This window comes from Ensifer adhaerens, from assembly GCF_028993555.1.
Classification (GTDB): Bacteria; Pseudomonadota; Alphaproteobacteria; order Rhizobiales; family Rhizobiaceae; genus Ensifer; species Ensifer adhaerens_I.
In genome coordinates this window covers 2365632-2388187 of the sequence record NZ_CP118610.1, presented here as the reverse complement: position 1 = coordinate 2388187, position 22556 = coordinate 2365632, and the positions used below count along the sequence as shown (strand labels likewise).

At 62.9% G+C, this 22556-nt stretch carries 19 protein-coding genes; 15 read left to right on the top strand and 4 right to left on the bottom strand.

All coding sequences use genetic code 11. The features are described from left to right. Positions 1-3 precede the first annotated feature (3 nt). The 4 genes from murG to PWG15_RS11685 all read left to right on the top strand — a co-directional run bounded on the left by murG (position 4) and on the right by PWG15_RS11685 (position 4287). A complete protein-coding gene (murG, locus tag PWG15_RS11700) occupies positions 4-1128 on the top strand; it encodes an undecaprenyldiphospho-muramoylpentapeptide beta-N-acetylglucosaminyltransferase (protein ID WP_275019940.1) in 1125 nt (374 codons plus the stop codon). Next, a complete protein-coding gene (gene murC, locus PWG15_RS11695) occupies positions 1125-2534 on the top strand; it encodes a UDP-N-acetylmuramate--L-alanine ligase (RefSeq protein ID WP_275019939.1) in 1410 nt (469 codons plus the stop codon). The genes murG and murC overlap by 4 nt, the downstream gene beginning before the upstream one ends. A 2-nt stretch (positions 2535-2536) precedes the next feature. Beyond that, positions 2537-3511: a UDP-N-acetylmuramate dehydrogenase gene (gene murB / locus PWG15_RS11690; RefSeq protein ID WP_275019938.1), complete on the top strand. Its 975-nt coding sequence runs from the start codon at positions 2537-2539 to the stop codon at positions 3509-3511. A 191-nt stretch (positions 3512-3702) separates the two neighbouring features. Next, positions 3703-4287, top strand: a complete 585-nt coding sequence (locus PWG15_RS11685) for a hypothetical protein (RefSeq protein ID WP_275019937.1) — start codon at positions 3703-3705, stop codon at positions 4285-4287. Between the two features lie 200 nt (positions 4288-4487). Here the strand turns inward: PWG15_RS11685 and PWG15_RS11680 are convergent, their stop codons facing one another. Beyond that, the gene (locus PWG15_RS11680; RefSeq protein ID WP_275019936.1) at positions 4488-5798 is read right to left on the bottom strand and encodes an MFS transporter; all 1311 of its coding nucleotides are present in this window, start codon (positions 5796-5798) and stop codon (positions 4488-4490) included. 320 nt (positions 5799-6118) lie between these two features. On the opposite strand from PWG15_RS11680, the gene aqpZ reads away from it, so the two are divergent. From aqpZ to ligA, 10 genes are all read left to right on the top strand, one after another. Further along, positions 6119-6805 (top strand): aquaporin Z, encoded by a 687-nt coding sequence (gene aqpZ / locus PWG15_RS11675; RefSeq protein WP_275019935.1) that lies wholly within the window; start codon positions 6119-6121, stop codon positions 6803-6805. 311 nt (positions 6806-7116) lie between these two features. Continuing rightward, complete coding sequence (locus tag PWG15_RS11670; protein ID WP_275019934.1) at positions 7117-8043, top strand: D-alanine--D-alanine ligase; 927 nt, start codon at positions 7117-7119, stop codon at positions 8041-8043. Further along, entirely contained in the window at positions 8031-8981 is a 951-nt protein-coding gene (gene ftsQ / locus PWG15_RS11665) for a cell division protein FtsQ (RefSeq protein ID WP_275019933.1), read from the top strand. The genes PWG15_RS11670 and ftsQ overlap by 13 nt, the downstream gene beginning before the upstream one ends. Next, entirely contained in the window at positions 8978-10309 is a 1332-nt protein-coding gene (gene ftsA / locus PWG15_RS11660) for a cell division protein FtsA (protein WP_113540714.1), read from the top strand. Before ftsQ ends, ftsA begins: the two co-directional genes overlap by 4 nt. 105 nt (positions 10310-10414) lie before the next feature. After that, a complete protein-coding gene (gene ftsZ / locus PWG15_RS11655; protein WP_275019932.1) occupies positions 10415-12211 on the top strand; it encodes a cell division protein FtsZ in 1797 nt (598 codons plus the stop codon). A 332-nt stretch (positions 12212-12543) separates the two neighbouring features. Beyond that, entirely contained in the window at positions 12544-13497 is a 954-nt protein-coding gene (lpxC, locus tag PWG15_RS11650) for a UDP-3-O-acyl-N-acetylglucosamine deacetylase (protein WP_275019931.1), read from the top strand. Positions 13498-13671: 174 nt separating this feature from the next. Further along, the gene (locus PWG15_RS11645) at positions 13672-14538 is read left to right on the top strand and encodes an outer membrane protein assembly factor BamD (protein WP_275019930.1); all 867 of its coding nucleotides are present in this window, start codon (positions 13672-13674) and stop codon (positions 14536-14538) included. A gap of 36 nt (positions 14539-14574) precedes the next feature. Further along, the gene (recN, locus tag PWG15_RS11640; protein WP_275019929.1) at positions 14575-16248 is read left to right on the top strand and encodes a DNA repair protein RecN; all 1674 of its coding nucleotides are present in this window, start codon (positions 14575-14577) and stop codon (positions 16246-16248) included. 195 nt (positions 16249-16443) lie between these two features. Next, complete coding sequence (locus tag PWG15_RS11635; RefSeq protein WP_275019928.1) at positions 16444-16974, top strand: 2'-5' RNA ligase family protein; 531 nt, start codon at positions 16444-16446, stop codon at positions 16972-16974. Positions 16975-17092: 118 nt separating this feature from the next. Next, positions 17093-19246 (top strand): NAD-dependent DNA ligase LigA, encoded by a 2154-nt coding sequence (gene ligA, locus PWG15_RS11630; protein ID WP_275019927.1) that lies wholly within the window; start codon positions 17093-17095, stop codon positions 19244-19246. Between the two features lie 36 nt (positions 19247-19282). Here ligA and PWG15_RS11625 read toward each other — a convergent pair whose 3' ends face one another. Both PWG15_RS11625 and PWG15_RS11620 read right to left on the bottom strand, forming a co-directional pair. Then, positions 19283-19936 carry a CatB-related O-acetyltransferase gene (locus tag PWG15_RS11625; protein ID WP_275019926.1) on the bottom strand — a complete coding sequence of 218 codons (654 nt, stop codon included), beginning with the start codon at positions 19934-19936 and terminating at the stop codon, positions 19283-19285. Between the two features lie 206 nt (positions 19937-20142). Further along, positions 20143-20550 carry a VOC family protein gene (locus PWG15_RS11620; RefSeq protein ID WP_057253499.1) on the bottom strand — a complete coding sequence of 136 codons (408 nt, stop codon included), beginning with the start codon at positions 20548-20550 and terminating at the stop codon, positions 20143-20145. Between the two features lie 258 nt (positions 20551-20808). On the opposite strand from PWG15_RS11620, the gene PWG15_RS11615 reads away from it, so the two are divergent. After that, entirely contained in the window at positions 20809-21168 is a 360-nt protein-coding gene (locus PWG15_RS11615; protein WP_275019925.1) for a hypothetical protein, read from the top strand. A 146-nt stretch (positions 21169-21314) separates the two neighbouring features. Here PWG15_RS11615 and PWG15_RS11610 read toward each other — a convergent pair whose 3' ends face one another. Beyond that, positions 21315-22556 (bottom strand): MFS transporter, encoded by a 1242-nt coding sequence (locus PWG15_RS11610; RefSeq protein WP_275019924.1) that lies wholly within the window; start codon positions 22554-22556, stop codon positions 21315-21317.

The window sequence follows — 22556 nt, the reverse complement described above, 5'->3', positions numbered from 1 at the left end:
AATATGACTAAAGGCATCATCCTGCTCGCAGCCGGCGGTACCGGCGGCCATCTCTTTCCGGCGGAGGCGCTGGCCCACGAACTGAAGGCCAACGGCTATTCGGTCCATCTCGTCACCGACAGCCGCGCCGAGCGTTATGCCGGCAAGTTCCCGGCCGACGAGGTGCATGTGGTGCCCTCGGCGACGATCGGCTCGAAGAACCCGATCAGCGTGGCAAAATCGCTGTGGACGCTGTGGACCGGCATGCGCGCGGCGCGAAAGCTGATCGCGCGGCTGAAGCCCAAGGCCGTCGTCGGTTTCGGCGGCTATCCGACAGTGCCGCCGCTCTTGGCCGCCACCGGCATGGGCGTGCCGTCGATCATCCACGAGCAGAATGCGGTCATGGGCCGTGCCAACAAGGCGCTGGCCTCGCGCGTCAAGGCGATTGCCGGCGGTTTCCTGCCCGAGGGCACCGGCGCCTTTGCGGCGAAGACCGTGACAACCGGCAATCCGGTGAGACCGGCCGTGCTGGCCGCCGCCAATTCGCCCTATGCCGTCGCCAGCGGCGCCGCGCCGTTCCATCTTGTCGTCTTCGGCGGCAGCCAGGGCGCGCAGTATTTCTCCAAGGCGGTCCCGCAGGCGATCTGCCGGCTCGAGGACGACGTTCGCCAGCGGTTCAAGGTGACGCAGCAGGCGCGGCCGGAAGACAGGGACGGCGTGATCGCGACCTATCAGCAGCTTGGCGTTCCGGCCGAGGTTTCGCCATTCTTCACCGACATGGCCGAGCGTATCGCGGGCGCGCAACTCGTCATTTGCCGCTCCGGCGCCTCCACGGTTTCGGAGCTTTCGGTCATCGGCCGTCCGGCGATCCTGGTGCCCTATCCCTACGCGCTCGACCACGACCAGGCGGCCAATGCCGCAGCGCTTGCCGCCAAGGGCGGCGCGCGGGTGATCGCGCAGAGCGAGCTTACCGCAGACCGTCTCGCCGGCATCCTCAAGGACGCGATCGGCAACCCGCAATCGCTCGCCCAGATGGCCGCAAACGCCCGCGAAACCGGCAAGCCGGATGCAGCAAGCTTGCTTGCATCCCTCGTAGAGGCTATTGCCAGCGGTTTGACAGTCGAGAAATTCAGGGAAACACGCTCATGAAAATGCCGAAAACCATCGGGCTGGTCCATTTCATCGGTATCGGCGGCATCGGCATGAGCGGCATCGCCGAGGTTCTTCACAATCTCGGCCACCGCGTGCAGGGCTCCGACCAGGCCGACAGCGCCAATGTGCAGCGCCTGCGCGCCAAGGGTATCGAGGTCTTCGTCGGCCACAAGGCTGAAAACCTCGGCGACGCCGAAGTGATCGTCGTTTCGACCGCGATCAAGAAGGACAATCCGGAACTGATCGCCGCGCGGGAAAAGTTCCTGCCGGTGGTGCGCCGCGCCGAAATGCTCGCCGAGCTCATGCGCTTCCGCAACGCGATCGCAATCGGCGGCACGCACGGCAAGACGACGACGACCTCCATGGTCGCGGCGCTGCTCGAAGCCGGCAACCTTGATCCGACCGTCATCAATGGCGGCATCATCAATGCCTATGGCACCAATGCCCGCATGGGCGAGGGCGAGTGGATGGTGGTGGAGGCCGACGAATCCGACGGCACCTTCCTGAAGTTGCCGGCCGACGTGGCCATCGTCACCAATATCGATCCCGAACATCTCGACCACTACGGCAATTTCGACGCGGTGCGTGCGGCCTTCCGCCAGTTCGTCGAGAACGTGCCCTTCTACGGCTTCGGCGTGCTCTGCCTCGACCACCCGGAAGTGCAGACCATGGTCGGCAAGATCGAGGACCGCAAGGTCGTCACCTACGGTGAAAACCCGCAGGCCGACGTGCGCTTCCACAACATCCGCATGGAGAACGGCACTTCGATCTTCGACATCGAGATCCGTCGTCGCCGCACTGGCCAGGTGATCCCGATGAAGGATCTGCGCCTGCCGATGCCCGGGCGCCACAACGTATCGAACGCGACCGCGGCGATTGCAGTTGCACAGCGCCTCGGCATCAGCCCGGAAGCGATCGCCAAGGGCCTTGCCTCCTTCAGCGGCGTCAAGCGCCGCTTCACGCTGACCGGCGAATGGAACGGCGTGCGCGTCTATGACGACTATGGCCACCATCCGGTTGAGATCAAGGCGGTCTTGAGGGCCGCGCGCGAGGCCTGCCAGGGCCGAATCATCGCCGTGCACCAGCCGCATCGCTACAGCCGTCTTTCGAGCCTGTTCCAGGAATTCTCCGCCTGCTTCAACGATGCCGACACGATCCTGATCGCGCCGGTCTATGCGGCCGGCGAAGAGCCGATCCCGGGCGCGACGGCCGAGGAGCTGGTGGATCGCATCAAGGCCGGCGGTCATCGTGACGCCCGTTACGTCTCCGGTGCGGAAGCAATCGCACCGGTTGTCAGCAAGATTGCACAGCCCGGCGATTTTGTGGTTCTCTTGGGGGCTGGCAGCATCACCTACTGGGCGGCTGCCCTGCCCAAGGAACTCGCGGATATTTCAGGAATTTGAGCATGAAACAGGTCAACGGTCAGAAACTACTGGAATCGCTCGGAAATGGTGTCAGCGCCGTGCGCGGCCGCATCACGCCCGATGCACCGATGGATCGTGTCACCTGGTTCCGCGCCGGCGGCCTTGCCGAGTTGATGTTCCAGCCGCACGACACGGATGATCTCGTCACCTTCCTGAAGCTGGTTCCGGCCGAAGTGCCGGTCATGGTGGTCGGCGTCGGCTCGAACCTGCTCGTGCGAGACGGCGGCATTCCGGGCGTCGTCATCCGTCTCTCGGCCAAAGGCTTCGGCGATCTCGAGCTCGTCGGCGAAAATCGCATCAAGGCCGGTGCCATCTGCCCGGACAAGAACATCGCGGCCATGGCGCTCGATCACGGCATCGGCGGCTTCTACTTCTTCTACGGCATTCCCGGCTCGCTCGGCGGCGCGCTGCGCATGAACGCCGGCGCCAACGGCACGGAGACCCGTGAGCGTGTGGTTGAAGTCCATGCCATCGATCGCCAGGGCAACCAGCATGTGCTGTCGAATGCCGACATGGGCTACGCCTATCGTCATTCGTCGGCACCAAAGGACCTGATCTTCACCCACGCGGTCTTCGAAGGTTACGCCGAGGACAAGAACAAGATCCGCACCGACATGGATGCCGTGCGCCAACATCGCGAGACGGTCCAGCCGATCCGCGAAAAGACCGGCGGTTCGACCTTCAAGAACCCGGAGGGCCACTCGGCCTGGAAGCTGATCGACGAGGCGGGGTGCCGGGGGCTCATGGTTGGCAGCGCGCAGATGTCGCCGCTGCACTGCAATTTCATGATCAATACCGGACAGGCGACCGGCTACGAGCTCGAATATCTCGGCGAGACCGTGCGCCAGCAGGTGCTCGAACATTCGGGCGTCCGGCTCGAATGGGAGATCAAGCGCATCGGCAATTTCATGCCGGGCTACGAGATCAAGGAATTCCTCGGCCGCGGCATCGCCTGAACGGCTTTGAGAAATGATTGCGGAGGGCCATAGCGAAGACGCTGTGGCCCTTTTGCTTTTGGGGTAGTCGTGTTCGTTCACACTCTGTCATGCGCGTGCCTGACCCGAGCATCCATTCAACAGCTCTCTACTTTCTGGCGGAGTGTGCTGTCTCGTACATACAGCTATGGCGACCAGGGAGAGAAGGCCTAGTGAGTTACCTGCTGAAACGATCGTACGCGAAGTCGCTCCTTTTTGGCGTTCTTTTGGTCAATTTCGCACTCTTTGTGCCGGCCCAGGCTATGGATGAGGTTCGGCTGCAAGCTGCTGTGGCTTCGCTTGCTGACGGTGCTGAAGCGCAACCTCTCGAAGCCAAGATTGCCGACTTCGTGAAATCAGGCGACCGGGTCGAACTCACCAAATTGGCCGAGCAGATCCAGGTGAAGGACGGCGATTTCCTGGACCTTATGGCCAAGGTCTACGACCGGCCGGAGGGGCTAACAGTCACCTTGGCAACGGACCCCAACTGGCAGCGGATCGGGCTTTCTATGGGACCATGCCACTACGCCAATATTGCAATCAGGCTTATTGCAATATCGATCTCGAAGGGCATTCAACCAGCTATTCGAAACGGCGTGATCGTGATCGACGGCACACAAGTCGATAGCCTTTTTGCTGAATCAATGCATCGTTGCGAGCTGGTTGCCCGACTTCCCAAGACTGCGCGTCAGATCGGCTCAAGTTGCGCAATGACTGGCGACTGCGGCGAGGATCCAGACCTCTTGGGGGCACAGTGAACTGGCTTACAGGGGGCCGTCCGGTGCTGGGACGCTTTCGCTCATCCGTTGGGCATGCAGCCATCGCCAGCGGAGCTAATTCAGGCTAGGCCGACGGCTGGAAACTCCCGAATGAGCCGGCGAAAAATGAAGGGCCGCAGCGTTGCCGCTGCGGCCCTTCCTGTTTATTGGCGGCCGCGCGTTGCACAGCCAGTCCGATATCAGGCCGAGACCTCTTCTTCCGTCGACAGCACCAGGCAAAGCAGCGTGATGGCGGCGGCGGCCAGCAGGTAGTAGCCGACATATTCCAGGCTGTAGTTGGTGGCGAGCCAGGTGGCGATGTAAGGCGCCAGCGACGCGCCGAAGATGCCGGCGAGGTTGAAGGTCATCGAGGCGCCGGTGTAGCGCACCGAGGTCGGGAAGGGGGCGGCGAGCGCTGCGCCGATCGGGCCATAGGTCAGGCCCATGAGGCCGAGGCCGATGATCGAGAACAGGAAGGCGCCGCCAAGGCCGCCCGCAAGCAACGGTGCCATGAAGAGGCCGAAGACGCCGATGCCGATGGTGGTGAGGATCAGCACCAGGCGGCGGCCGAACCGGTCCGAAAGGATGCCGGCAACCGGGATCATCAGGCCGAAGAAGACGACGCCGGTCATCTGCACGACCAGGAACTGCTCACGCGAGTAGCCGAGCTTCGCCGTGCCCCAGGACAGCGAGAACACCGTCATCAGGTAGAAGAGCACGAAGGTGGCGAGTGCCACGAAGGTGCCGAGCACCAGGCTGCGCTTGTGCGAACGGAAAATCTCGGCGATCGGCACCTGCACGCGCTCGTGCTTGTCGACCGCCTTCTGGAATTCGGGCGTTTCGGTGATCTTCAGGCGGACATAGAGGCCGACGGCGACAAGCAGGATGCTGGCGATGAAGGGCACGCGCCAGCCCCAGGCGAGGAAGGCTTCGTCGCTCATCACTTCGCCGAGGATGAGGAAGGTGCCGGCCGAAAGGATGAAGCCGATCGGGGCGCCGAGCTGCGGGAACATGGCGTACCAGCTGCGCTTGCCTTCGGGCGCGTTTTCGGTGGCGAGCAGCACGGCGCCGCCCCATTCACCGCCAAGGCCGAGGCCCTGGCCGAAGCGGCACAGCGCCAGGAGCAGCGGTGCTGCAACACCGATGGATGCATAGGTCGGCAGCAGGCCGATGACGACGGTGGAAATGCCCATGGTCATCAGTGCCGCCACCAGCGTCGCCTTGCGGCCGACCTTGTCGCCGAAGTGACCGAAGACCACGGCGCCGAATGGGCGGGCAAAGAAGGCGATCGAGAAGGTCGCGAAGGATTGCAGCATCGCCGAGGTCGGGTCGGCGGTCGGGAAGAACAGGTGCGGGAACACCAGCACCGCAGCGGTGGCGTAAACGTAGAAGTCGAAGAATTCGATGGTCGTGCCGACGAGGCTTGCGAACAGCACCCGGGCAGGAGAGTTCACTGCCGCGTGCTTCGATGCATTGTCCTTCGGCGACAGGGAGGTTGTCGCGTCTGTCATTATCAGAGTTCCTATGGATATAAGGCCGTCTTGGGAGGCGGTTGCGGGCGTCTTAACGCAAGTTTCGGCATGACGAAACCCCGAATTCGTAAGAAATGCGAACGATTACGGCGTCGCGCGCAGCAATATTCCGTCAGCGCATAGCTCTCCTGAAACGGGTCTTGGCTTGCCTTTTCTTAAGGCAAATGTGGGCCTGCAGCGACGCATTCTCGCCTTTTGCGGGCGCTCGGCTCTGCCGGACAACCCGGCTTGACCAGAATCAAATTGTGGCAAACTCTCGGCAACCGAAGCGATCGGCTTCGTTTTTCAGGAGCAAATGCATGTTCAAAAGGCTTTCTGCGGAATTTCTTGGTACATTCTGGCTCGTTTTCGGCGGCTGCGGCAGTGCGGTGCTGGCTGCTGCTTTTCCAGAGGTCGGTATCGGCCTGCTCGGCGTTTCCTTTGCTTTCGGTCTCACCGTACTCACCATGGCCTATGCCGTCGGCGGCATTTCTGGCGGGCATTTCAATCCGGCCGTTTCGGTTGGGCTGATGGTTGCCGGCAAATTTCCGTCTCACAAGCTCGTCGGCTACGTCATCTCCCAGGTGCTGGGCGCGATTGCCGCTGCCGCCGTGCTCTATCTGATTGCCAGCGGCAAAGCCGGTTTTGAGCTCGGCGGGTTCGCGGCCAACGGCTTCGCTGAGCATTCACCGGGCGGCTATTCGCTGACCGCAGCACTCGTCGCCGAAGTGATGCTGACCTTCTTCTTCCTGTTCATCATCCTCGGCTCCACCCATGGCCGCGTGCCGGCCGGCTTCGCACCGATCGCCATCGGCCTGGCGCTCACCCTTATTCACCTGGTCTCGATCCCGATCACGAACACGTCGGTCAATCCTGCCCGCTCGACCGGCCAGGCGCTCTTCGTCGGCGGCTGGGCCATTCAGCAATTGTGGCTGTTCTGGGTGGCGCCGATCGTCGGTGCGGCAATCGCCGGCATCGTCTGGAAGATCGTCGGCGACGACGACTGATCAAGGTTCAGATGCGTTCAGGCAACGAACCCGCTGCCCTGCGCAGCGGGTTTTACATTTTTTTTTTGCTTGTTATGCATTCGATTCAGGATTGCTTCGCAACCCTTTGATCTCTCGCTAAAATGCGTTTTCGCCCGCGCAAGTACACAGGCGGCGCGTGTTTCGTTTCCTGACTAAGGTTAACGAAAGTAAACGCTTCGTTAACCTTAATGACGTTCTACTGATCCCAATGGCACCGGTGACTCGCGGGGACCGGAATCAGCCAGACGCAAGGAAACCTTGCGATAGTGGCGTATTGTCTGGGGGTTTGAATGAGCGGCAAGCATGTGGCTGTCCTGATGGGCGGATTTTCTTCGGAGCGACCGGTTAGCCTGTCGTCCGGGGCTGCCTGTGCGGATGCCCTGGAGGCTGCCGGCTATCGCGTCACCCGAATCGATGTCGATCGCAATGTGGCTGAGGTGCTCGCGGCACTGCGGCCGGACGTTGCCTTCAATGCTCTTCACGGTCCGTTCGGCGAGGACGGCACGATCCAGGGTATCCTCGAATATCTGGAAATTCCCTATACGCACTCCGGCGTGCTCGCCTCGGCGCTTGCCATGGACAAGGCGCAGGCCAAGCACGTTGCGGCCGCCTCCGGCATTCCGGTTGCTGACGCGCAGGTGATGGATCGCCACGCTTTCGGCCCGAAGCATCCGATGAAGCCGCCCTATGTCGTCAAGCCGGTTCGTGAGGGCTCGAGCTTCGGCGTCGTCATCGTCAAGGAAGATCAGTCGCATCCGCCGCAGGTGGTGACCTCGAGCGAATGGCGATATGGCGACCGAATCATGGTCGAACGTTATGTCGCCGGACGCGAATTGACCTGTGGTGTCATGGGCGACAAGGCCCTTGGCGTAACCGAAATCATCCCGCAAGGGCATGCCTTCTACGATTACGACTCCAAGTACGTAAAAGGTGGTTCCCGCCACGTCATTCCGGCACAGATTTCACCAAATATTTACCAAAAAATACAAACACTCGCTCTGAAGGCGCATCAGGCAATCGGTTGCCGGGGCGTCAGCCGATCCGACTTTCGTTTCGATGACAGTTCCTCCGATGAGGGCGAGCTGATCTGGCTGGAAATCAACACCCAGCCCGGCATGACGCCTACCTCCCTGGTGCCCGAGATGGCGGCACATGCCGGCTACAGTTTCGGTGAGTTTTTGAGTTGGATGGTGGAGGAAGCGTCGTGTTTGCGTTGAGGGGCAGAAGGGGCAAGAGGGTTCGTCACCTCGATGGCGATGCAGCCGTCGACGTGGACGGCGGCCGTGTACTGCCGCGTCCGCTCCGCCGTGTCGTGCGCTTCTTCGTCAGCCTTGGTGCTGGCCGCATTCGCTTTCCGGCCCATACCGGCACGATCTCGGCGCTCGCCTTTTTTGCCGCCACCGGCTTCTACGGCATGTCGCTCGGCGGTCATACGCAGAACTTCGCGCAGGCCTCGACCACGGCCGCGGGGTTTGCAATCGAAGACGTGAAGGTTTCCGGCAACGACCAGACGTCAGAGATCGACATCCTCCAGCAGCTGGGTCTTGACGGCACGACGTCGCTGGTGGCGCTCGATATCGCCGAGGCCCGCAAGCTGATTGCGGAAATGCCCTGGGTTCAGGGTGTGACGGTGCGCAAGGTCTATCCCGGCACGATCGAGGTCAACCTCACCGAACGCAAGGCCTTTGGCATCTGGCAGCACGGCTCCGATCTTTCGCTGATCGAGCGCAGCGGCAGCGTGATTGCACCGCTGCGCGACAACAAGTTTGCAGCCCTGCCGCTCTTCGTCGGCCGCGACGCCGAAACGGCCGCTGCCGATTTCTACGACGAGTTTTCCCGCTGGCCGGAGATCCGCTCGCGGGTGAGGGCCTTCGTTCGCGTCGCCGGTCGCCGTTGGGACCTGCGCCTCGACAACGGCATCATCGTCAAGTTGCCGGAGCACGACGTCGCCCAGGCGATGCAGGTGCTCTCCGACATGGAAAGCCAGCATCAGCTCCTGGAGCGCGACATCGCTGCCGTGGATCTGAGGCTGCAGGATCGAACCACAGTTCAGTTGACGCCGGGTGCAGTCACCCGGCGCGAAGTTGCCTTGAAGGCGAGGGACAAAATGCTGAAGGCGCAGGAGACCGAAAAGAAGAAAGAGGGGCGGATATGAGTTTGTTCGGGTCCTCCAGCTTTGGCCTGCCGCGCCTGAAGCCGCTTTCTTCGAAGCGGTCTCACGTCGTCTCGGTTCTGGATATCGGTTCGACCAAGGTGGTCTGCATGATCGGCCGGCTGACGCCGCGCGCCGAAAGCCAGATCCTGCCGAACCGCACACACAATGTCGAAATCATCGGCATCGGCCATCAGAAGTCGCGGGGCGTCAAGAACGGCGTCGTCGCCGATCTCGATGCGGTCGAAAGCGTCGTGCGGCTCGCGGTCGATGCGGCCGAGCGTATGGCCGGCCTTACCATCGACAGCATGATCGTCAACGTTTCGGCCGGTCGGCTGCAGAGCGACGTCTATACCGCGACGATCGATCTCGGTGGCCAGGAAGTCGACGCCAACGATCTGCGCAAGGTGCTCTCGGCCGCCGGCCAGCAGTCGCTGCGTTCCGACCGCGCCATCCTGCACTCGCTGCCCACGGGCTTCTCGCTCGATGGCGAGCGCGGCATCCGTGATCCGCTCGCCATGTTTGGTGACGTTCTCGGCGTCGACATGCATGTGCTGACGGCCGAGCGCGCGGCGCTCAAGAACCTCGAACTCTGCGTCAACCGCGCGCACCTCTCGGTCGAGGGCATGGTGGCGACCCCCTATGCCAGCGGTCTTGCCGCTCTCGTCGACGATGAAGTCGAACTCGGCTGCGCGGCGATCGACATGGGCGGTGGCACGACGACGATCTCGGTCTTTGCCGAAGGCAAGCTGGTTCACGCGGACGCCGTCAGCCTGGGCGGTCACCATGTGACGACGGATCTCGCGCGCGGTCTTTCGACCCGCATCGAAGATGCCGAGCGGCTGAAGGTCGTGCACGGCTCGGCGCTCCCCAACAGCGCCGATGAGCGCGACATCGTCTCGGTTCCGCCGATCGGTGAAGACGACCGCGACCAGCCGACGCACGTGCCGCGCGCGCTTGTCTCGCGCATTGTGCGCGCCCGCATCGAAGAGACGCTGGAACTCATCCGCGATCGCATCCAGCGGTCGGGCTTCAGCCCGATCGTCGGCAAGCGCATCGTTTTGACGGGCGGCGCAAGCCAACTGACGGGCCTACCGGAAGCGGCGCGCCGCATCCTCGCCCGCAATGTTCGCATCGGCCGTCCGCTCGGGGTTTCCGGGCTGCCGGCGGCTGCCAAGGGACCGGCCTTCTCCACGGCGGTCGGCCTGATGATCTATCCGCAGGTCGCCGACCTTGAGACCCATGCCTCCCACGGCGGCATGTTCTCGGCGCTCGGCGCCGGCAACGGTCGCATCGCCCGCATGGGCCAGTGGCTGAAAGAGAGCTTTTGAGTGTGTCCGGTACCGACAGGGACGGGGCCGGGTGAAGACAAACTAGGACTTTGAAAGATTTGGCCGGCTCGGCAAGGCGGCCAGAAAACAGAAGGAACGGGTACAATGACTATCAACTTGCAGAAGCCGGATATCACGGAGCTGAAGCCGCGCATCACCGTCTTTGGCGTGGGTGGTGGCGGTGGCAACGCCGTCAACAACATGATCACTGCAGGCCTCCAGGGCGTCGATTTCGTCGTCGCCAACACCGACGCCCAGGCACTGACCATGACCAAGGCTGAACGCATCATCCAGATGGGTGTTGCCGTTACCGAAGGTCTCGGTGCCGGTTCGCAGCCGGAAGTCGGCCGCGCGGCCGCCGAAGAGTGCATCGATGAGATCATCGATCACCTGAACGGCACTCATATGTGCTTCGTCACCGCCGGTATGGGTGGCGGCACCGGTACCGGTGCAGCTCCGATCGTCGCCCAGGCCGCCCGCAACAAGGGCATCCTGACGGTCGGTGTCGTCACCAAGCCGTTCCATTTCGAAGGCGCGCGCCGCATGCGTCTCGCCGACCAGGGCATTGCCGAACTGCAGAAGTCGGTCGACACCCTGATCGTCATCCCCAACCAGAACCTCTTCCGCATTGCCAACGACCGCACGACCTTTGCGGACGCGTTTGCGATGGCCGACCAGGTTCTCTACTCGGGCGTTGCCTGCATCACCGACCTCATGGTCAAGGAAGGCCTCATCAACCTCGACTTCGCCGACGTCCGCTCGGTGATGCGTGAGATGGGCCGCGCCATGATGGGCACCGGCGAAGCTTCTGGCGAAGGCCGCGCACTGGCCGCTGCCGAAGCCGCGATCGCCAACCCGCTGCTCGACGAAACCTCGATGAAGGGCGCCCAGGGCCTCTTGATCTCGATCACCGGTGGCCGTGACCTGACGCTGTTCGAACTCGACGAAGCCGCAACCCGTATTCGCGAAGAAGTCGACCCGGATGCCAACATCATCCTCGGCGCGACCTTCGACGAAGAACTCGAAGGCCTGATCCGCGTCTCGGTCGTTGCCACCGGCATCGACCGTACGGCCGCGGAGGTGGCGGGTCGTTCCGCCGACTTTCGTCCGGTAGCAGCCAAGCCTGTCGTTCGCCCCTCGGCCGCCGTTCCGGCCCCGCAGCACCAGCCGGTCGCCCAGCACCAGCCGGCCCCGGTTCACCAGCCGGTAATGCAGCAGCCGGTCGCCCAGCCGGTGCAGCAGCCGGTACAGCCGCAGGCAACCGCCGACCAGATCGCAGCTGCCATCCGCGAAGCCGAAATGGAGCGGGAACTGGACATCGCGACCCGCGCGGCCCAGGCACAGGCTTCGGCCCCGGTTCAGCCGGCGCATGAAGAGAACTTCCGTCCCCAGAGCAAGCTTTTCGCCGGTGCAGCACCGGTAGAGGCCGCTCCGGTCATGCGCCAGCCGCAGCCGCAGCCGCAGATGCAGCCGGTTCAGGTCCAGCCTCAGCCGCAGCCGGTCATGCGCCAGGAGCCCGTTGCTCCGGTCATGCGCCAGCAGCCGGAACAGGTTCGCATGCCGAAGGTCGAAGACTTTCCGCCGGTTGTGAAGGCCGAGATGGACCGCCGCGCGCAGCCAGCTGCCCCGATCGCGGAAGAGCGTGGCCCGATGGGTCTCCTCAACCGTATCACCAGCTCGCTCGGCCTGCGTGACCGCGAACAGACCCCGGCGGCCGCCGACATGACGGCTTCCGCACCGACTGCTGCTTCCCAGCAGCGCCGGCCGCTCTCGCCGGAAGCGAGCCTCTATGCGCCGCGTCGCGGCCAGCTTGACGATCACGGTCGCGTTTCGCAGCAGGCGCGCCCGCACGAAGATGATCAGCTCGAAATCCCGGCGTTCCTGCGCCGTCAGTCGAACTGATTGGAAGGCCCGTTCCTTCACCTTGCCGAATGCCCGGGCAACTGCCCGGGCATTTTTGCATTTTCTTCATTATTTCAGATGCTTGGTCCAATGTTACGGACCGTCGTAAATACGTAACAAAGCGAAACGAACAGTGATTTGGAATGGTGCCTCCAAACTCCTATTTTCAAGGTCGGAATTGGGGACGCATGCGATTCGATCAAGCGCTGTCTGTTCGAAACGCAGAGGATCGGATTTTGCTCCGAGACTCTCGGGCGCCTTGTTTGTGCCCTTGATCGCTGCGTCCGCCAGCAGATTTTGGCCTACGGCCACAGGTATTGAAAGTGACGAGAATGGGAATCGAATTGCTCGGGTTTCAGACGACGATTGCAAGCCCGGTAACGCTGAAGGGAATTGGCGTTCACTCGGGTGCGGAAGTGTCGATCACCTTCCATCCGGCGGAAGCCGATGCGGGCATCGTGTTCCAGCGCGTTCTCGCCAACGGCCGGGTCAGTGAATACAAGGCGGTTTCATCGCAGGTCGGCAACACCGATCTCTGCACCGTTCTCGGCATGTCGCCCGCCACCTCGATCGCCACGATCGAACACGTGATGGCTGCGATCTATGCGCTCGGCCTCGACAACCTGACGGTCGAAGTTCACGGCGCCGAAATGCCGATCATGGACGGCAGCTCCGAACCCTTCATCGACGCGATCGAGCAGGTGGGCGTTCGCGCCCTTGCGGTCAAGCGTCGCTACATCCGCATCGTCAAGCCGGTGCGCATCGAATCGGGTGCGTCCTGGTCGGAGTTCACGCCCTATGACGGCATGCGCTTCGAGGTCGAGATCGATTTCGATTGCCCGCTGATCGGTCGCCAGGCCTGGAAGGGCGATATGACACCGTCCGTCTTCAAGAACGAACTGTCGCGCGCCCGCACCTTCGGCTTCATGCGTGATGTCGAGCGCCTCTGGGCTGCCGGCTTCGCGCTCGGCTCCTCGCTCGAAAACTCCGTCGTCATCTCCGACGATAACACGGTGATCAACGTCGAGGGCCTGCGTTACACGGACGAGTTCGTTCGCCACAAGACGCTCGATGCGGTCGGCGATCTCTCGCTCGCCGGCGCGCCGTTCATCGGTTGCTACCGCTCCTATCGCGGTGGTCACAAGATGAACGCAAACGCGCTGAAAGCGCTTCTCAGCGATCCGACCGCCTACGAAGTGGTCGAAACGGCGACCCCGCGTCAGCGCACCCGCGCGCGCGATATGGTTGCTGTTGCAGTTCCGGGCTTTGCGCCCTGGTCCGCATAACTAAGAAAAGTCATCATCTCCTCCAGTCGCCGGCCGAAAGGCCGGCATTTTCATGATAGGGCCGCCACAAATTTGCATGAATCACCGATCATGACGTTGCGGTCTCAAGGTAACTTGCTCTAAAAGCGCATGTCTGGCGGGGTCCATGCCCGCAGAGTGGAACGGGAATATCCGATGGTTCTTGCAGTTTCTGTTGATCTGAGAAAGTCAGCGCGCGTCGCCGCCGTGATCGTCGCGGCCATTGCCGGCAGCGCCCTGATTACCGCCTGCCAGAACGATCCGGATATCGACATCACCAAGTTGACGGCGGAAACCGATCCGCCGGAAGTGCTCTACAATCAGGGCCTTGCCAACCTCAATGCCGGCAAGACGACGGAAGCGTCGCGCAAGTTCGAAGCGCTCGACCGCCAGCATCCGTTCTCGGAATATGCCCGCAAGGCGTTGGTCATGAACGCCTTTGTTTCCTACCGAAACGGGCAGTACCAGGAGGCGATCAACGCCACCGGTCGTTACCTCAATCTTTATCCGCAGTCGGAAGACGCGGCCTATGCGCAGTACATCCAGGGGCTGGCCTATACCAAGCAGATCCCCGCTGTAACGCAGGACCAGAAGCCGGCAATGAAGGCGATCGAGGCCATGCAGGCTGTCGTCGATCGCTATCCGGACTCCGAATATGTCGATGACGCCAAGTCGAAGATCCGCTTTGCCCGCGACCAGCTCGCCGGCAAGGAAATGCAGGTCGGCCGCTATTATCTCGAGCGCAAGGAATACCTGGCAGCCGTGTCGCGCTTCCGCGTCGTCATCGAGCAGTATCCAAACACCAACCAGGTGGAAGAAGCGCTGGCGCGTCTGACAGAGGCCTATTTCGCGATGGGCGTGACCGCAGAGGCGCAGACTGCTGCCGCCGTTCTCGGCCACAACTATCCGGACAGCCAGTGGTACGCCGATTCCTTCAAGTTGCTGCAGTCTGGTGGCCTGGAGCCGCGTGAAAGCGGCAACTCCTGGATTTCGCGCGCTGCCAAGAACCTCATCGGCGCCTGATCCCGTCGGCGCCCGTCAAGGAAGATACGAACCCGGATGCTCGCCCAGCTTTCGATCCGCGATATCGTCCTGATTGAACGGCTTGATCTGGCGTTCGACGCCGGGCTCTCGGTGCTGACCGGTGAGACCGGCGCTGGCAAATCCATCCTGCTCGACAGCCTGTCGCTGGCCCTTGGTGGCCGCGGCGACGGTTCGCTGGTGCGCCACGGCTCCGACAAGGGCCAGGTGACGGCGGTGTTCGACGTGCCCATCGGGCATTCGGCGCGGCTGATGCTGCACGAGAACGGCATCGATGATGATGGCGACCTGATCTTCCGCCGTGTCCAGTCCGCTGATGGCCGCACCAAGGCCTATGTCAACGACCAGCCGATCAGCGTCCAGCTGATGCGCCAGCTCGGGCAGACGCTCGTCGAAATCCACGGACAGCATGACGACCGGGCGCTTGTCGACATCGACGCGCACCGCACGCTGCTCGATGCGTTCGGCGGCACCTCCGAAGAGGCGCACCATGTCGGCAACCTCTATCGCGCCTGGAAAGATGCCGAGCGCGGTCTGAAGAAGCATCGCGAACGCGTCGAGGCTGCCGCGCGCGAGGCGGATTTCCTGCGTTCCTCGGTCGAGGAACTGGAAAAGCTCAGCCCGCGTGACGGCGAAGAGGACGAGCTTGCCGAAAAGCGGGCGCGGATGATGAAGTCCGAGCGCATCGCCGGCGACATCAACGAGGCTTCGGAGTTCCTCAACGGCAACGCCTCGCCGGTTCCGCTGATCGCCTCGCTGGTGCGCCGTCTCGAGCGCAAGAGCCAGGAGGCGCCGGGACTGCTCGAAGAGACGGTGGAACTGCTCGACGGTGCCCTGAACCAGCTTTCCGACGCGCAGATGGCCGTCGAGCGCGCCTTGCGCAACACCGAATTCGACCCGAAAGAGCTGGAGCGGGTGGAGGAGCGGCTGTTTGCGTTGCGCGCCGCCAGCCGCAAATACTCCGTGCCGGTCGCCGAACTGCCGGCACTTGCCGTGCGCATGATCTCTGATCTTGCCGATCTCGATGCCGGCGAGGAAAAACTGAAGCAGCTCGAAGGTCAGGTCGGCGTTGCCAAGGCAGCCTTCGACGCGTCGGCGCGCTCGCTTTCGGAAAAGCGCCACCGCACGGCCTCGGCCCTTTCCGCCGCCGTCATGGCCGAACTGCCGGCGCTGAAGCTCGAACGCGCACGCTTCATGGTGGAAGTTCAGAGCGATCCGGCGCAGGCAACGGCGGAAGGCATCGACCTCGTCGAGTTTCATGTCCAGACGAACCCTGGCACGCGGCCAGGGCCGATCATGAAGGTTGCCTCGGGCGGCGAGCTCTCGCGCTTCCTGCTGGCGCTGAAGGTGGCGCTTGCCGATCGCGGCTCGGCGCCGACGCTCGTCTTCGACGAAATCGACACCGGCGTCGGCGGTGCGGTGGCCGATGCCATCGGCCAGCGGCTGAAGCGGCTTTCGGGCACCGTGCAGGTGCTTTCCGTCACCCATGCACCGCAGGTGGCAGCACGGGCCGCAACGCATCTCCTGATCTCCAAGGGTCCCTCGGCCGAAAAGGCCGAGACGATCGCGACCCGCGTTGCCCGCATGGACGACAAGGCGCGCACAGAGGAAATCGCTCGCATGCTCGCCGGCGCCTCGATCACCGAAGAGGCGAGGGCGGCTGCAGCGCGCCTGCTGGCGGGCAACGGCTAGGGCTCAATGCTTCCTCGCCAGAGTGCCACCCGGTCACGTGCGTGTCTCTGTGGGGTGTTTTATGTGGAGACGTGAGTTTCGACATGTGAGAACAGCGGCGACAGACAGCCACCAGCAATGGTTGTTTTCGGTCGGTATTCCGTATCAAATGCAATCCGTATAGGGGGCGTCGTGGCTCGGTATACGGGGTAAGCAATGGCTTATGGGATAGTACTGAGGTGTTCGAACGAGACCGGCGCGCCTGTTCGCCAGCTCTGGGATGAAGCTGCGGCATTTGAAGCTGCCCCATCCATGCAGGCGTTGAACTATCCGCCGCATCTGACACTTGCACTGTACCAAACCTGCCCAACAGGGTTATTGGCCGAGGTTGTCGATCGGGTTTTCTTGGCCCGATCCGCCGTGACATTGAGCTTCTCGGCGGTCCGTTTCTTCAGAAGCAATTCGTTGATCCTTTGGGCAAAGCCGGAAGTGACGGATGAGCTTTTGGAAGCGCATGCCGGCGTGCACAAAGAGATAGATCCATCGAACTGCCACGAACACTATCGACCAGCCAGTTGGGTGCCGCATTGCACGATTGCGGCAACGATACCGGCGGCAGCGTCGGACGCGGCGATCAAATGGGCGTTGCAAAAGCGGATCGACTTTTCACTCACCTTCGACGCTTGCGACTGTGTGCAATTTCCGCCGGTTAACGTTCTACACGAAAAGAGGCTGGCACTGGTGTGACCGGTCGTCGTGACGACGCTGCCCGCGTTCTCGCCAAGCTGGTTGTGTCTGTATGCCGCGCTCTTTTCTTTCTCACCGGTTGCTCTACAAAACGACTCCGAATCCGGAGTCGTCGCGTATGGCCAATGAACTGAAACCCGTCGAGAATCTCACCGAAACGGAAGCCGCAGGGGAACTCGCCTTTCTCGCCGCCGAGCTTGCCCGGCACGATGCGCTCTACCACGGTGAGGATGCGCCGGAGATTTCGGACGCGGATTATGATGCGCTGAAGCGGCGCAACGATGCGATCGAGGCGCGCTTTCCGGCACTCATCCGCGAGGACAGCCCATCGAGGAAGGTGGGGGCGGCACCTTCGGTCACCTTCCAGCCGGTCGTTCACGCCCGGCCGATGCTGTCGCTCGACAACACGTTTTCCGACGAAGACGCGCGTGATTTCGTAGCGTCCGTCTACCGGTTCCTCGGGCAACTTCCCGACAATTCCATTGCCTTTACCGCGGAGCCGAAGATCGACGGCCTGTCGATGTCGCTGCGCTACGAGAACCGCCGGCTGGTAACGGCCGCGACGCGCGGCGACGGCACGACCGGCGAAAACGTCACCGCCAACATCCGCACCATCGGCATGATCCCGCAGACGCTGCCGGCGGGGGCGCCCGATGTCGTCGAGGTGCGCGGCGAAATCTACATGGCGAAGTCCGACTTTGCAGCGCTCAATGCCGAAATGGCAGCGCAGGGCAAGCCGCTCTACGTCAACCCGCGCAACACCGCCTCGGGGTCGCTCCGCCAGCTCGACGCCAAGGTGACGGCAAGCCGCAAGCTGCGCTTCTTCGCCTATGCCTGGGGCGAGATCTCGGAGATGCCTGCCGACACCCAGATGGGCATGGTCGATGTGTTCAAGGCCTGGGGCTTCCCGGTCAACCCGCTGATGCAGCGGCTGATTTCGGCCGACGCACTGCTCGAACACTATCATCACATCGAGCGCGAGCGGCCGGATCTCGACTACGATATCGACGGCGTGGTCTACAAGGTCGACCGGCTCGACCTGCAGTCCCGCCTCGGCTTCCGCTCACGTTCGCCGCGCTGGGCAACCGCGCACAAGTTCCCGGCCGAGCAGGCGTTTACCCGGCTGACGGCGATCGACATCCAGGTGGGGCGCACTGGCGCGCTCACACCGGTGGCACGGCTGGAGCCGATCACCGTCGGCGGCGTTGTCGTTACCAATGCGACGCTGCACAACGAGGATTACATCAAGGGGCTTGGCAATTCGGGCGAGGCGATCCGCGAGGGCCGCGACATCCGCATCGGCGACATGGTGATCGTCCAGCGCGCCGGCGACGTCATCCCGCAGATCGTCGATGTGGTGATGGACGAGCGCAAAGAGGGCGCCGAGCCCTATCGCTTCCCGACCACATGCCCGGTCTGCGGCAGCCATGCGGTGCGCGACATCAACGAGAAGACCGGCAAGGTCGATGCGGTGCGCCGCTGCACCGGCGGCTTCGTCTGCCGCGCCCAAGCCGTCGAGCACTTGAAGCACTTCGTCTCGCGCAACGCCTACGACATCGAGGGTCTCGGCTCGAAGCAGATCGAGTTCTTCTTCGAAAGCGAAGACCCGACGCTGATGATCCGCACGGCGCCTGATATCTTCACGCTGGAGAAGCGCCAGGAGGCGTCGCTCACCAAGCTTGAAAACATCGACGGCTTCGGCCGGGTCAGCGTACGCAAGCTCTATGAGGCGATCAACACGCGCCGCTCCATCGCACTTCACCGCTTCATCTACGCGCTCGGCATCCGCCATGTGGGCGAGACGACGGCGAAGCTGCTGGCGCGTTCCTACGGCAACTACGAGCATTTCGGCACGGCGATGAGCGAGGCTTCGACCTTCACCGGTGACGCCTGGAACGAGCTGAACAGCATCGACGGCATCGGTGAGGTCGTCGCCCGCGCCATCGTCGAGTTCTACAAGGAGCCGCGCAACCTCGAGGTGGTCACCCGGCTGCTCTCCGAGGTAACGCCGGAGGCGGCGGAAGCGCCGGTCGCGAGCGACAGCCCGGTTGCAGGCAAGACCGTCGTCTTTACCGGCTCGCTCGAAAAGATGACGCGCGACGAAGCCAAGGCCAAGGCGGAAAGCCTCGGCGCCAAGGTGGCGGGTTCGGTGTCGAAGAAGACCGATATCGTCGTTGCCGGCCCGGGCGCGGGATCGAAGCTCGACAAGGCCCGCGAACTCGGCGTCCAGACCATGGACGAGGACGAGTGGCTGGCGCTGGTTGGCGGGTGATGCCCGCCGATCAGGCGCGATGGGCGGGCGGCGTGGTTACGCCCGCTCGGTGTCGTAGGCTTCGGATGCGGTCTTCAGCGCGGCGATGTCGCCGCCGCAGATGAAGCGACGCAGCGCGTCGAATTTCGACTTCTCCCACCGGTAGATGCCGAGTGCGAGCAGCGTCTCGATATCGGCCCCGGGGAACCGTTGGCGAACCGGTCGGGCCGGATTGCCGGCAACGATGGTATAGGGCGCAACATCCTTGGTTACGATCGCATCCGAAGCGACGACTGCGCCTTCACCAAGGGTGACGCCCGGCATGATCATGGCGCGCATGCCGATCCAGGTGCCGTCACCGATGATGGTGTCGCCCTTGCCGATATAAGCTTCGCCAATCATGTCCAGGAACGGGTAGAGGCTCACCCAATCAGTCCGGTGGGTGTGGTTGCCACCCAACAGGATCACCGCTTCCGCGCCGATCGCGACATAGTCGCCGATCCGCAGCTGGTCGATCGGCCATTGCGGCTCCCAGGCCTTGAGGCTGTAGTCGTCGCCATAGAGGTAGCGAACGACGCTCTCTTCGAATGATCCGGTCCAGGCGTTGCTGTAGTAGCTGTTGGTGCCACGCACGTGGATATTCGGGTTACGCACGGTCTCGTGCAGAAGCTCGACCTTCGACCAGTGCTTGGCTTCGACGTCGCTCGACATGGGGTTCCTCAATCTGCATGCTTGCAAGCGCAAGCTACGGCTCGCTCGCTATTCGTATCCGCTCCCAACTATCGGATTTTTCGAGCAGTTTCGCCTCAAATCGGATGCCGGCGGGTGCTTCTGGCCGGTGCTGCGATCATTCGACCACACAAAAACGCCCGCCGCTTTCGGCGGCGGGCGCTGGCCAGTGGCTTTGCCTGGGTTCATCAGCCTTGCTGTTGGGCTGCTTCCTGGTCCATCCACATGAATTCCCAGACGTGACCGTCGAGGTCCTGGAAGGAGATGCCGTACATGAAGCCGTAGTCGATCGCCGGCTTCCAGGGCTTGGCGCCGGCGGCGAGTGCCTTGGCGAGCATGTCGTCGACTTCGGCGCGGCTTCCGGCCGAAAGCGCGGTGATGACTTCGGTGCCTTTCCGGGCGTCGCTGATCTCACCGGTGATGAAGTCGCGGAACTTCGGCTCGGTCAAAAGCATGACGAAGATATTGTCCGAGATCACCGTGCAGGCGGCGGTGTCGTCGGAGAACTGCTCGTTGAAGGTGAAGCCGAGGGCGGCGAAGAACGCGCGCGAAGCCTTCAGATCCTTGACCGGCAGGTTCACGAAAATCATGCGCATGAAATGCTCCTTGGAATGGATTTTGTGTTTTACGAACGAAGGACGAATGCCGACCGACGAATCCGACACGGGCTCAAAGTTTTTTTGAGCCCGGCTGATGTGGGGCGCAACCCCGGGTATTAAAGGGTGTTCGGCTGAGATCGCCGGCGAAGGGCTCGGCAAGTTCGTGACGAGGGCCATCGGCGCTTGATTGTGAGGGCACCTACGGCGAATCTACGCAAGGTACGGAAATGCGTTTGAGATGCGAGCCGCTGGATCATGACCAAGATTGACCTTTCCTCCGAGTACTATCTGAAAGGTGGCGACAGGAATTCCCTGCAACACGGGGAGGTTTATCACAGTGTGCGCAACGCACGCGGGGCGGGCTCAGTTTCCACAACCGTTGCGCGGTTTTACGTCTCACGTCCTGCGGTTCCCGCCGAGGGCGTCCACCCGCATACCCGGCTCGATTGCTTCGTCAGCGAACGAAGGCTCGTGTCCAAACCGGAACAACTTGCTCAGCTCGTTCTGAAGGCGCTGGTCGATCATGGGGTGCTCTCAGAGCCGATCTGGGTCTCCTGGCACTCTTCGAACGAGATCGGAGGTCAGGCTCTCGGCGATCTGTTCGATTTCGACTAGGTGTCGCTCACCCCGTAACAGACAACACGTCCGCCGCCACCGCAGAGGCCGTGAGGACTGGTGGCGGCACCGGAACGGCCCGACCATTCTTCTCCGCCCTTGGATTCCTCTGCTGCGTGGAACACCGACCGGGCGGCGGCATCCGGTCAGTTCGCAAGCATCGGTGCTGCCGGTGATCGTACCGTCGCCATCGCAATGACCGTCGCCAGTCCGTTTGCCAACGCGCCCGCCAGGATCGGCAGGGTGTAGCTGTGGCTGAAATCGAAGGCAAAGCCGGCTGCGCTCGGCCCGACGAGCGTGCCGATGGCAACGCTGGTGTAGAGCGCGCCGATGATGCTGCCGACGTGGCGTCCGCCGAAATAATCCATCACCACGGCGGGCAGAATGGCGACCCATCCGCCATAAACGACGCCGAAGGTGAGCGCGAAGATGGCGAGTGGCAGGAAACTGCCGGCAAAAGCCCAAAAGGCGAGGGAGGCGGCCATGCCTGCGAACATGGCGACGAGGAAGACCTGTCGGCCCATGCGGTCGGCGAGGCTGCCGAGGAGGAAGCGCCCGAGCGTGCTTCCAACACCGATGGTTCCAAGCAGCATCACGGCGGAAGCCTGGGTAAGGCCGTGGTCGAGAGCATAGGGCACCAGATGCACGAAGGGCACGAAGACGCCGAAGGCTGAGAGCAGGCAGGCGGCATAAAGGCCGATGAAGCGCCGGGTGCGGATGGCTTCGCGCATGGGGACGCCGGACGGGGCCTTTGCCGTTGCCTGTATGGCGATCGGGGCGCCGTCCGGACCCGTGCCGCGGTCTTTCGGACTGTCAACAATCAGGGTGGACATGCCGATGCCGAGGAGGGCCGCGAGCGCGCCGAGAACGAGATAGGTTTCGCGCCAGCCGAGCGAGGCAACCAGCCAGGTGGCGAGCGGCGGCATGACCAGCGTTCCGACGCCGATGCCGCTGACGGCAAGCCCTGAGGCCAGCCCCCGGCGCGCCACGAACCAGCGCTGCACCGTGCCGATCACCGGCACATAGGCAAGCCCAACGCCAAGGCCGATGCCGAGGCTGTAGGCGGCGTAGACTTCGGCGATGCTGCGCGCCTGGCTGGCGAGCGCAAGGCCGAGGCCGACGAGGAGCATGCCGAGCATGGCAAGCCGCCGCGCGCCCCAACGGTCGGCAAGCGGGCCGGAGACGATGCCCAGCCCGAAATAGAGGAAACCCGCCAGCGAGAAGACGAGCGAAACCGAGCCGCGCGATGCGTCGAAGTCTCGCTGCAGCGGCTCGACGAATGCGCTGAACGTATAGGCGCTGCCGAAGCCGACGAAGGTGACGGTGAAGGCGGCGGCGACGACCACCCAGCCATAGAAGACGCCTTTGTTCGATGTGTCGGTGCGCAT